General features: G+C 46.3%; 8 protein-coding genes and 1 tRNA gene. 4 read left to right on the top strand and 5 right to left on the bottom strand.

The window, feature by feature from the left end; genetic code table 11:
* Positions 1 to 730 precede the first annotated feature (730 nt).
* The 4 genes from FVR03_RS22490 to FVR03_RS22475 all read right to left on the bottom strand — a co-directional run bounded on the left by FVR03_RS22490 (position 731) and on the right by FVR03_RS22475 (position 5,611).
* On the bottom strand, positions 731 to 2,017 hold the full coding sequence (locus FVR03_RS22490; protein ID WP_147924032.1) for an adenylosuccinate synthase: 1,287 nt from the start codon (positions 2,015 to 2,017) through the stop codon (positions 731 to 733).
* Between the two features lie 563 nt (positions 2,018 to 2,580).
* Positions 2,581 to 2,931, bottom strand: coding sequence for an STAS domain-containing protein (locus tag FVR03_RS22485; protein ID WP_147924031.1), 351 nt, complete (start codon positions 2,929 to 2,931; stop codon positions 2,581 to 2,583).
* On the bottom strand, positions 2,903 to 3,403 hold the full coding sequence (locus FVR03_RS22480; protein WP_147924030.1) for a Fur family transcriptional regulator: 501 nt from the start codon (positions 3,401 to 3,403) through the stop codon (positions 2,903 to 2,905). Before FVR03_RS22480 ends, FVR03_RS22485 begins: the two co-directional genes overlap by 29 nt.
* Positions 3,404 to 3,421: 18 nt before the next feature.
* Positions 3,422 to 5,611 (bottom strand): RelA/SpoT family protein, encoded by a 2,190-nt coding sequence (locus tag FVR03_RS22475; RefSeq protein WP_147924029.1) that lies wholly within the window; start codon positions 5,609 to 5,611, stop codon positions 3,422 to 3,424.
* Between the two features lie 353 nt (positions 5,612 to 5,964).
* Between FVR03_RS22475 and FVR03_RS22470 the strand changes: the two genes are divergently transcribed.
* The 4 genes from FVR03_RS22470 to clpX all read left to right on the top strand — a co-directional run bounded on the left by FVR03_RS22470 (position 5,965) and on the right by clpX (position 9,986).
* Positions 5,965 to 6,046, top strand: a tRNA-Leu gene (locus FVR03_RS22470).
* A 74-nt stretch (positions 6,047 to 6,120) separates the two neighbouring features.
* On the top strand, positions 6,121 to 7,443 hold the full coding sequence (gene tig, locus FVR03_RS22465) for a trigger factor (protein ID WP_147924028.1): 1,323 nt from the start codon (positions 6,121 to 6,123) through the stop codon (positions 7,441 to 7,443).
* Between the two features lie 255 nt (positions 7,444 to 7,698).
* Entirely contained in the window at positions 7,699 to 8,397 is a 699-nt protein-coding gene (locus FVR03_RS22460) for a ClpP family protease (protein ID WP_147924027.1), read from the top strand.
* A gap of 362 nt (positions 8,398 to 8,759) precedes the next feature.
* The gene (gene clpX / locus FVR03_RS22455) at positions 8,760 to 9,986 is read left to right on the top strand and encodes an ATP-dependent Clp protease ATP-binding subunit ClpX (protein ID WP_147924026.1); all 1,227 of its coding nucleotides are present in this window, start codon (positions 8,760 to 8,762) and stop codon (positions 9,984 to 9,986) included.
* 509 nt (positions 9,987 to 10,495) lie between these two features.
* Here clpX and lpxB read toward each other — a convergent pair.
* Positions 10,496 to 11,614 (bottom strand): lipid-A-disaccharide synthase, encoded by a 1,119-nt coding sequence (gene lpxB, locus FVR03_RS22450; RefSeq protein WP_147924033.1) that lies wholly within the window; start codon positions 11,612 to 11,614, stop codon positions 10,496 to 10,498.
* Between the last annotated feature and the right edge of the window lie 4 nt (positions 11,615 to 11,618).

Raw genomic sequence — 11,618 nt, 5'->3', positions numbered from 1 at the left:
TCCAATGAAATCAGCCTCCGGAAGGGCTTTTGCTCTTTTTCAGTCAAGGGTCAGGTCGTCTGCTTTCCCTTGGATGGGCCTTTGGGATAATTTATCGGCTGGTTTAATATTATTTATGGGTTGAGGGGCCTCATCCAAAGATCTTTAAAGCGGTTAGAGGCCGCGGAATAGTTGACATGAGCGAGGACGCTCGCGCCAGCACAAGACCAGCACAAGATGGAGCCAGCATTGTTTTTAATTTGGGGCAGCACTAGTTACCCTGGTAGAAGGAGGACATCAAACGTATCTCCTTGCATGTACTAAGGTGGCTGAGATGTTGTTTTCCTTCCTTAGCTTAGGCCTGCTGCTTCATCCTCTCCTCTTACCTGCTCATGTGGTTGCGGTTGAACTCTGGCTGTTTCAGGTTTTACCCTTGGATTGCCAATGGTGTTTTTGCCTTCGGAAGGCTCTTTTCATTCGAATAATTTAGGCAAAGTTTACCATAAGGTTTCTCGTCATGCACCCTAGTCTATTCTATTAGGCAGCTGCTCTTATTATCCATGTGCTTTATGGTTTTTGTAACTCCTCTCATCCCCCTTTTGCGCATCTACTTTCCTGTATCCCTTTCACTGTTCCGTTTGCCTAAAACGTTTATCCTGCACTCAATCTGAAAGAGATTTCTGTACAACGCAAAGCGGCTCTGCCTTTATACAAGACAGAGCCGCTCTGATTATTCTGGAACCTGAAAACTTTAGCCCACCTTTTCTATCTCTCTTCTGAGTGTGCTCTTTCTGTCTGGTCCTACTGATACAATTGAGATTGGCACCTGCAGGTGTTCTTCCAGAAACCTGATGTAGTTCATAAAAGCCTCTGGCAACTCCTCTACCGATTCTATTAAGTTAAGATCTACTTTCCAGCCAGGCAGGTCTACGTACACTGGCTCAATGTGCTCACCATCGAGGGAGTGAGGCAACTGGTCTGTTACTTCACCAGATGCCAGCTTGTAATGCGTACACACCTGAATAGTATCGAACTCTGTCAAAACATCCGCTTTCATCATGTTGAGTTGCGTAACGCCATTCAGCATGATGGAATACTTGAGCGAAGGTAAATCGACCCAACCGCAACGGCGTGGTCGGCCTGTGGTAGAACCAAATTCTCTTCCGGCCTGACGAATGTCTTCTCCTACCTGGTCGTGCAGCTCCGTTGGGAACGGGCCGCTACCAACACGGGTACAGTAGGCTTTAAATATACCATATACCTCACCAATGTGGCGGGGCGCTACTCCCAAACCAGTACAGGCTCCGGCCACCAGCGTGGTAGAGGATGTTACAAACGGATAAGTCCCGAAATCTACATCGAGCAATGAGCCTTGTGCTCCTTCGGCCAAAATGCGCTCGCCATTTTTCATGGCTTCGTTAATCATATACTCGCTGTCGACAAGCTTAAGCGTGCGCAGGTACTCAACGGCTTCGAAGAAAATGGCCTCCTGGTCGCCCAGGTCGAGCTGCTGACCATAGAACTCCACCATTTTGCGGTGGCGCTCCAACAGTTTGTTATAGCGGTCTTTGAAATCGGGAGCAATAATATCGCCTACCCGCAATCCTACTCTGCCAATTTTATCCTGGTAAGTAGGGCCTATTCCTTTTAGGGTAGAACCTATTTTCTCTTTGCCCAATGCCTCTTCAGAAACTCTGTCGATGATGCGGTGCGACGGAATGATGAGCTGTGCTTTTTTAGAAACATACAGGTTAAGGGTAGCATCTACCCCACGCTCCTGCAGTTTCACCATTTCGTTCCGGAAAACGATCGGGTCGAGCACCACACCGTTGCCAATAATATTTTTGATATGCGGGTGAAAAATACCGGAAGGTATCTGGTGAAGGACGTGCTTTGTGCCTTCGAACTCTAACGTATGTCCCGCATTTGGCCCTCCCTGAAAACGGGCCACGATGTCATAGGTTGGTGCCAGCACGTCTACAATCTTGCCTTTGCCTTCGTCACCCCACTGCAAACCTATTAATATATCAACTGCCATTTAAACGCTTGTAAATTGATTTCTTTAAAAAATTGCGTTGCAAAGCTATCATTTTCTGCGATAGTAAAAATCGTATTTGACTTCTTTACAACTAGAAGTTCAGAAAATTTAAAAAAATTCCCCTTAAAAATGCTTTTAAGAGGTCATTGTCCGTCGTTTTGCTTTCAAATTTATAAAATATTAAACAGCTCTCCTATACAAAAATAGCGAACGTTGCTTAATTATTGTTAACCGTGCCATTGAGGCAAACACTAGCTATGCAGGCTTACCCATTTCAATTATTCGAATAAAAATGGTCTTCAGAAGAAAATCAGGCTGTTTTTATCCAAGGCCTTCATTTAGGTTTTTACCGAAACTCTTGGAGCCAGACCCGCTTCTCCTGAATTAGCCGGGTTTAGTTAAAATGGGGTACAAAAAAAGCGGGAGAGAAAGACTTGCTTCCGCTCCCGATGATGATGTGTAGAACTGCTCCTGTATAGTCAGGCAGCAAATTATTTAAATGAAATTGGCCTTCAGAAGGTTTTGTGGCCTTTTCAGGTCAAGGGTACTGCTGCCTGCCTTTGCTAATAAATCGACTCTTTTAAAAACTGTGTCGCGAACGAATCGTTTTCGGCGATGGTGAAGATCGCGTTCAGCTTGGTCACGATCAGCAGTTTACGGATGTGGTCGGATGGTTTGATGAGGACCAGCTCACCTCCCCTGTTGCGGAACTTAGTCAGCAGCGATACCAGCACACCCATGCCACTGCTATCCATAAACCGGATGCTGGAGAGGTCGATGGCGCAAAGCATTACATTATTGTCTACTTGCTCATCTACCTCAGTCATCATTTGCTGTGTAACAGGTCCTGCAATCAGGTCGTCCTGCATCCTGATAAACAAGACATCATTTTTGAACTCTGTCTGGTACTTCATGTTGCTGTTCTGTTGCGTTTTTTGCGCGGCAGTCGCCGCACACGCCATAAAGGTTAAGCGAGTGGTGCAAGATATGAAAATTCAGCAGCTCCCCTACCATTGTCTGTATATTATGGATGCGGGGATCGCAGAACTCCACCACCTTGTGGCACTCGGTACATATTACGTGGTCGTGCTGCCTGTAGCCGTACGACTTTTCATACTGAGCAAGATTCCGGCCAAACTGGTGTTTACTTACCAGGTCATTTTCTACCAGCAAATCGAGGGTGTTGTACACAGTGGCCCGGCTTACCTGGTAGTTCTTGTTTTTCATGCTGATGTATAGCGACTCCACATCAAAATGCCCGGAGCGCGAATAAATCTCTTCGAGAATTGCATAGCGCTCCGGTGTTTTGCGCAGCCCTTTGCTCTCGAGGTAGGCGGTAAAGATTTTCTTTACTTCCTCAAACTTTACTCTATCTAATGTCGACATTTCTACTTCTGTTATAGGTTACTCGAAACGCTCTACCGTCAGGATGCCATTTACTTTTCCCATCTGGTGCATCAGTGTGTCGAGGTGCCCGGTATCATTCACAAAAACCATAATATTGCCCTCAAAAATTCCATCGTTTGAGTCGATGGTGATAGAGCGCATATTTACTTTTAAACTGTTGGAGATCACCTTCGTCAGGTCGTTTATAAGACCTAAGCGGTCGGTGCCTTTTATCCGGATGCCTGCCAAAAACGCCAGTTCCTGCTTATCGGTCCATTTGGCTTTAATTATGCGGTTACCATAGTTCGACATCAGTTCCATCCCTTCCTGGCAATTGGTACGGTGTATTTTTATGCCATCGGCCTCGGTCTGGAACCCAAACACCTCATCGCCCGGAATGGGGTTGCAGCAGGGGGCCACCGTATAATTCATGCTCGAAGTATTTTCGCCGATCACAAGCATATCGGAGGTTACGCCGCGTATCTTCTGTACTTGCCTGTCGAAAGACTTCGGCTCCAGGCGCGAGGCAGTTTTATCGGCCGCTTCTGTAAAGATCACTTCTTTGATATCGCGCGGATCTATGTAGCCAACTGCTAAGCGGTAATGCAGGTCGAGCACGGTAGGAACATTGAAAAACGCCAGCAACTTGTTAATAGTAGCCTGCGACTCGGCTATATTTAACTGAGCCAGGCGTTTTTTAAGGGATGCTTTACCTAGTTCGGCTTTGTTCTTGCGCTCTTCCCGTAAATAATCTTTTATGCCTGAGCGAGCCTTAGAGGTAACAACATATTTGAGCCACTCCTCGCTTGGCCGCTGCTTCTTCGATGTCAGGATCTCTACCTGGTCGCCGTTGTGCAGCCGGTGGCTGAGCGGCACCAGTTTCTGGTTTACCTTTGCCCCCAGGCACTGCTGGCCAATGTCGGTATGTATCTCAAAGGCAAAGTCGAGGGCGGTGGCACGGTCTGGCAAGGCAATAAGCTCTCCTTTTGGCGTAAACACAATTACCTCCTCCACAAACAGGTTTTTACGGAACTCATCCATAAACTCCAGCGCGTTGGCGGTGTTGTTCTCCAGCATGTCACGCACCTTATTTATCCAGATCTCCAGGCCCGACTCGCCTATGCCCGCACCGATTTTGTATTTCCAGTGGGCAGCATAGCCGCGTTCGGCAATCTCATCCATGCGCTTGGTCCGGATCTGCACCTCTACCCACTGCCCCGATTTACTCATGACCGTGGTGTGCAACGATTCGTAACCGTTAATTTTTGGTGTGTTTACCCAATCGCGCAGGCGGTCGGGGTTGGGCTGGTAAAAATCTGTTATAATAGAGTATACCTGCCAGCAAGCCGCTTTCTCGTTCTCCAGCGGCACATCCAGTATTATCCGGATAGCGAACAGGTCGTAGATTTCCTCGAAGGTAATATTCTGCTTCTTTATCTTTTTCAAGATAGAGTGAATGGTTTTGGGCCTGCCTTTTACGGCAAACTTAAAGCCATAGCGGCGCAACTCCGTTTCGATAGGTGATATAAAGTCTTTTATAAACTTGTTGCGCGCACTGCGGGTCTGGCGTATCTTTCTGGAGATGTCGCGGTACGTTTCGGTATCGGTATACTTCAGGTAGAGGTCCTCCAGCTCCGATTTTATGGCGTACAGGCCCAGGCGGTGAGCCAGCGGCGCGTAGAGGTACATGGTTTCAGAGGCGATCTTTAGCTGCTTGTGGCGCGGCATGCTGTCGAGGGTGCGCATGTTGTGCAGGCGGTCGGCCAGCTTTATCAGAATAACGCGCACATCGTCAGAGAGCGTAAGCAGCATTTTCCGGAAGTTCTCCGCCTGCTGCGAGCTGCCGTACTCAAACACACCCGAAATTTTAGTCAGGCCCTCTATAATACGGGCTACACTCGGGCCAAAGTCGCGCTCAATGTCTGCAATCTCCATTTCGGTGTCTTCTACCACATCGTGCAGCAGCGCCGACACTATAGAAGTAGTGCCCAGCCCTATTTCTTCCACAGCGATCTGGGCTACAGCCAGAGGGTGCAGAATATAAGGTTCTCCCGATTTACGACGCATGTCTTTGTGCGCCTCCAGCGAAGTATTAAAAGCTTTCTTTATTATTTTCGCATCGTTATCTTTCAGGAAAGGCTTTGCGTAACGCAGCAGCCTCCGATAGTGTCTTAAGATCTCTTTGCGTTCGGCTTCCGGATCAATCATAATTTTATAATAACAACGGGTTGTGCGGTTGTTCCGCAACCTGTTATGATAACACCTATAAGGTAAATGCAGGTAGTAGCTATATAAGTTTCAAATATAACTGATAATAAGATGTAATGCACAGAGCACTGCCCGAAACAAAGTATGCAGCTGAGCAAAAGTTTTTTTCTACGGCTGCTACTAAGGGCAATTATTTGTCTACTAACCACATAACAATATTTACCTGGCTCATTTTGAAGGCATATTTTAGCTGAAGGCGGTTTTTATGAAATATTTTTAGCAAAATTTAAGGCAGCCTCTTGCAAATAAAATTAATGTCCGTAAATTTGCACCATCATTACAAACAACACCACGCGGATGTGGCGAAATTGGTAGACGCACTAGACTTAGGATCTAGCGCTGCGAGGCATGGGGGTTCGAGTCCCTCCATCCGCACATTAAAAGGAACCCTCAACAGCACTGTTGGGGGTTTGTTTTTACAAGATGTTCCAAACTAAATTTTGATTGCCTTGAATATTACATTAAATCAAACCGACAGCACCAACGCTCAGTTGAAGGTGGTACTCGAAGAGGCCGACTACGCTCCGAAAGTAGACCAACAGGTTAAAGAATATAGCAAGAAAGCTCAGATAAAAGGCTTTAGACCAGGCAAAGTTCCTGCCGGACTCATCAAGAAAATGTACGGGAAGAGCATCCTGGTAGAGCAGATCAACAAGCTCCTGCAGGAAGAAATTACCAAATATATTAAAGACAACGACGTTAAACTGTTGGGCGATCCGCTTCCGGAGCCATCGCAGGAGAGCATCGACTGGGATAACCAGAAAGAGTTTGAGTTTAACTACGCAGTAGGCCTGTTGCCAGAAATCAACCTTCCGCTTGATAAAAGCGTAGAGGGGTACACTGTTGACGTAACGCAGGATACGCTTGATGAGGCTTACGAGAACATCAAACGCCAGTTCGGCAAAACAACAAACCCTGAAACATCTGAAGAAGGCGACTTTATTAAAGGGCACCTGAAAGCAGCAGAAGGTGAGTTCGAGGCCGACACTCTTATTCCTACAAACCGTGTGGTAGAAGGAAAAGAGCAGTTTGTTAGCGTAAAAGCAGGTGACGTAGTTCGTTTCGACATTCGTAAAACATTCGGTGACGATAACAGTGCCCTTGCCCATGTGACTGGCATGAGCAAAGACGAAGTGGCCGACCTGAACGGCGAGTTCGAATTTACCGTAGAAAGCATCAGCCGCACAGAACCTGCAGAATTAGACCAGGAATTGTTCGATAAACTTTTCGGTAAGGACGAGGTTACCACAGAAGAAGACTTCAACACAAAGGTTAAAGAAACTATTGCCGAGAACTTCCAGCGCGAAGCCGACAACCTGGTAAGCCGCAGAATCATCGACACGTTGGTAGATAACCTGGAGGTTGAACTTCCGAAAGACTTCTTTAAGCGTTGGTTGCTGGTAACAAACCAGGACCGCCTGACAGAGGAGCAGGTTGATGAGAACTTTGACCAGTACCTGCGTGAGCTGAAATGGTCGATGATCAAAAACAAGGTAGTTGCTGAAAACGACCTTAAAGTTACAAACCAGGAGGTAGTAGACAGTGCTACAGCTAAAATGCTGGCCCAGTTCAATATGCCGGAAGTACCGGCAGAACTAGCCGACAGCATTGGCAAATATGTAAACGAGTCGCTGCAGCAAGACAACGGCCGTAACTACATTCAGGAATACGAGCAGCTACTGGCTGAGAAGGTGCTCGCTAAACTTAAAGAGCAAATAACTGTAGTGGAGCAAACCATCACAGCAGAGGACTTCAAGAACCTTAAGTTCTAAAGAACCGACATACATCATATTTTCTTTAAAAAAGTCCTTTGTATTAAAGGACTTTTTTTATTTTTGACAAGTGCGGGTTTATCATCCGTTTTGTAAAGTTAAAGATAGGCCAGGAAATTAAGCCGACGCTCCTGATGCTCAGTCAGGTAGCCACCTTGTATAACAGACACTGGGTAAAACCATTTCTGTTCTGGTCCATTGGCAGGTTCAAAACGGGTAATAAACAAGCATACAACCGTAAACTAGATAAACCATATGTTTAACAAAGACGAGTTCCGGAAATTTGCAGTAAAAGGTCAGGGCCTCAGCGGCCTGGGCGTAGATCAATACATACACCACATTGAGGGGAAAGCCATGCATACTATCGAAAGCATGACCCGTTCTGTTATTGAGGAACGTCCTACAAATTTCCGTGAGATTGATGTGTTTTCGCGGCTCATCATGGACCGCATTATATTCTTGGGCACCCAGGTAGATGATTTTATTGCCAACATCATTACAGCCCAGCTACTATTCCTGGAGTCTGCCGATTCTAAAAAAGATATTCTGCTGTACATCAACAGCCCGGGTGGCTCCGTGTACGCCGGTCTTGGCATATATGATACCATGCAGTACGTTAACCCTGATGTAGCCACTATCTGTACAGGTCTTGCGGCCTCTATGGGTGCTGTATTACTCGCAGGTGGAGCTAAAAACAAGCGTTCTTCGCTGCCTCACTCCCGCATCATGATTCACCAGCCGATGGGCGGTGCGCAAGGCCAGGCAACCGATATAGAAATTACAGCCCGCGAAATTCTGAAACTGAAAAAGGAATTGTATGAAATTCTGGCCGAGCACTCCGGCAAATCTTACCAGGACATTTACGACAGTTCAGAGCGTGACTATTGGATGCGCGCCGAAGAAGCTAAGGAGTTTGGCCTGATTGATGAAGTACTTATCCGTAAAAAGGACTAACTAAGTATAGGAATATAGCAATTTCTGCTACTTTAAACTTAACCCGCTTTGCTAGCCAAAGCGGGTTTTTTTATGAAGTAAAACGTAACAAATCAGCGCTTTATTTTATGTTGCAACATTTTTTCACAAGATAAATTTAAAATTTATCAACAAACGCATGTTGATATCTTCTTATTGTAACTTATTGAATTTTAACCAGTTAAACAAAAATAGAATGATATACATTTTTAAATTTAGCTCTGTTTTATGTAACTATTTCAGAACAGGCTAAAAAAAAATACGCTACCAATGAGATTTCATTTTTGTACATTTGCCTTATGCTTTCTGTTATAAAGCATCGATGAACTTAGAACACACTTTTTATGGCCGAAATCACTTGCTCATTTTGCGGAAAAAACAAGAAGGATGTATCAGTAATGATATCCGGAATCAACGCGCATATCTGCGATCGTTGTATTGGGCAGGCACAGCAGATCCTGAACGAGGAAAATAAAATAAGAGCAAACAGCCGCACTCCGAAATTTAACCTGATGAAGCCGAGGGAAATGAAAACCTACCTCGATCAGTTTGTGGTAGGCCAGGACGAGGCGAAGAAAGTAATGTCGGTGGCGGTGTATAACCACTACAAGCGCCTGATGCAGCGCACCAACGAAGACGACGTAGTGATCGAGAAATCGAACATTATAATGGTGGGCGAAACAGGCACAGGTAAAACCTACCTGGCCCGCATGATGGCCGGTATTCTGCAAGTGCCATTCTGCATTGCCGATGCCACTGTGTTAACAGAGGCTGGTTATGTAGGTGAAGACGTTGAAAGTATCCTGACGCGCCTCCTCCAGGCTGCAGACTATAATGTAGAGTCGGCGGAGCGTGGCATCGTTTATATAGATGAGATAGATAAGATTGCCCGCAAAAGCGATAACCCATCCATTACCCGCGATGTGAGCGGCGAAGGTGTGCAGCAGGCCCTGCTGAAGCTGCTGGAAGGCACCGTAGTAAACGTGCCGCCGCAAGGGGGCCGTAAGCACCCGGAGCAGAAAATGATTACCGTAAATACCGAGAATATTCTCTTTATCTGCGGAGGCGCTTTTGTAGGCATCGACAGGCTTATTAAATCCAGGCTCAACACCCGCCCTATCGGTTTCTCAAAATCGAAAGCCGATGAGGAGGCAGAGGAGCAGGAAAGCTTCCTGCGCTACATGACGGCCCAGGACCTGAAAGCGTTCGGACTGATACCGGAGCTGATCGGCCGCTTACCGGTAATTACGCACCTCAACCCACTCGATAAGGAAACGTTGCGCCGTATTTTGCTGGAGCCTAAAAACTCTATCGTGAAGCAATACACGCGCCTGTTCGAGATGGAAAACATTAGCCTTTCTTTTGCCGATGATGCTCTGGAATACATTGTAGAGAAAGCAGCAGAGTACAAGCTCGGCGCCCGTGGCCTGCGCTCTATCTGCGAAGGCATCATGACAGACGCTATGTTCGATCTGCCATCAGAAGAAGGTGAAAAAGAACTGGTGATAACCGGCGACTATGCCCGCAAAAAATTCGATAAATCTCCGCTAAAGCAACTGCGTGTAGCGTAATAGCTGTTAACGCGTAGCACCAGCTACAAAAAAGCCCCGGCAGTTTTGCCGGGGCTTTTTTGTTTTTAATTGAAACCAGGTTAGGTGCCTGGATAATTATTTAAATGAAATTGGCCTTCCAACGCATTTTCAGGAATTTAGAGCCAAGGGTTGCTTTTATAGAAATAGCAACGTGTGGGTAAATAGAACTGTAAGTAGCTCTAAAATTCCGTTCCCATGCCATAGGCAGGAAGTTCGTCTTTCGGCAAGGCATTGATCATGAGCAGGGCAATGGCAACGCCTGTTACGCAAAGTGTAATTAACAAAGGCTTCATAGTTTATCGTTTTGGTTTAAGTGCTAAAAATACCAGGCGCTGGTGCCTGGCTTTATCTTTTTACAGCAACCCACCCGAAAAGTTACAGAAAACCTCTCCTACCTTACTCCCTCGCCTCAAAAACCCTTGACACCTAAAAGCTCTTTTACCTTGCGGAAGGCCATTTTCATTCGAATAATTTCAGGAGAAAGCAGTTCACTTACTTTCCTTCAAATAATTCACCATCAGTTCAGCTGCACGTTCTGCTGTGTTGAACTCTCCAATTTTTTGACGAACCAGATCATAGCCGGCTTTCTGCTTATTCATAAAAAACTTGTCGAAAAGCAGACTCTTCAGCTCCGCCACAATACGCTTTGATGTAAAGTCATCCTGAATCAGCTCCGTTACCACCGGCTTATCGGCAATCAGGTTAACGAGCGAGATGTAGGGCACCTTGATCAGGCGCTTGGCAATGGCATACGAGATACCACTTGTTCTGTAGCACACTACCTGCGGCACATCAAACAAAGCAGTCTCAAGGGTAGCAGTACCCGAGGTAACTAAAGCAGCCTGCGAGTAAGCCAGCACATCGTACGACTGGTCGTACACAATTTTAATGTTAGAGTCGCGGTTAAACTGCTCATAAAAACCCCTTTCCAGGTTAGACACAGCAGCCACCACAAACTGAAAATCGCGGAAGGATGGCAGCACACTCAGCATCACGTGCAGCATGTTTTCAATTTCCTGCTTCCGGCTACCTGGCAGTATGGCTATAATGGGTTTATTGTTGGCAATCCTGTTTTTTAGCCTGAACTCCGGGTTCGGCACATGAGCGGTTACCGAATCAGAGACCGGGTTACCAACATAATCTACTTTATAATCGAAACGGCTGTAAAATTCCTCTTCAAAGGGCATGATAACAAACATGCGGTCCACCAGCTTTTTAATGGTATGTGCGCGGCCCTGGTTCCAGGCCCATATTTTGGGAGAGATGTAATAAAATACCTTCAGGCCCTTGGCCTTGGCAAAGCGGGCAATCCGGAGGTTGAAGCCTGCATAATCTACCAAAATAACTACGTCAGGCCGGTATAGTTTAATGTCGGCTTTGCACTCTTTTAAAAAGCCCCTAATCGTAAATACATTCTGCAGCACCTCCAAAAAACCCATAAAAGCCATTTCCCGGTAGTGCTTTACCAGCTCCATACCTGCTTCTTCCATCAAATCGCCACCCCACCCCCGCATTTCGGCCTGAGGGTCCTGCTTCCGGAGCTGCTTAATCAGGTTAGAAGCGTGTAGATCTCCTGATCGCTCACCAGCGATTATATAATATTTCATGGGT

This window comes from Pontibacter qinzhouensis (assembly GCF_008017455.1).
Classification (GTDB): Bacteria; Bacteroidota; Bacteroidia; order Cytophagales; family Hymenobacteraceae; genus Pontibacter; species Pontibacter qinzhouensis.
The sequence above is the reverse complement of the archived record's forward strand: the minus strand, read 5'-3'. Positions and strand labels throughout refer to the sequence as shown.

What these genes read in the sequence shown, in the direction of transcription:
- FVR03_RS22490 (WP_147924032.1), bottom strand. Translation starts at nt 2,017, where the DNA reads ATGGCAGTTGATATATTAATAGGTTTGCAGTGGGGTGACGAAGGCAAA.
- FVR03_RS22485 (WP_147924031.1), bottom strand. Translation starts at nt 2,931, where the DNA reads ATGAAGTACCAGACAGAGTTCAAAAATGATGTCTTGTTTATCAGGATG.
- FVR03_RS22480 (WP_147924030.1), bottom strand. Translation starts at nt 3,403, where the DNA reads ATGTCGACATTAGATAGAGTAAAGTTTGAGGAAGTAAAGAAAATCTTT.
- FVR03_RS22475 (WP_147924029.1), bottom strand. Translation starts at nt 5,611, where the DNA reads ATGATTGATCCGGAAGCCGAACGCAAAGAGATCTTAAGACACTATCGG.
- FVR03_RS22460 (WP_147924027.1), top strand. Translation starts at nt 7,699, where the DNA reads ATGTTTAACAAAGACGAGTTCCGGAAATTTGCAGTAAAAGGTCAGGGC.
- clpX (WP_147924026.1), top strand. Translation starts at nt 8,760, where the DNA reads ATGGCCGAAATCACTTGCTCATTTTGCGGAAAAAACAAGAAGGATGTA.
- lpxB (WP_147924033.1), bottom strand. Translation starts at nt 11,614, where the DNA reads ATGAAATATTATATAATCGCTGGTGAGCGATCAGGAGATCTACACGCT.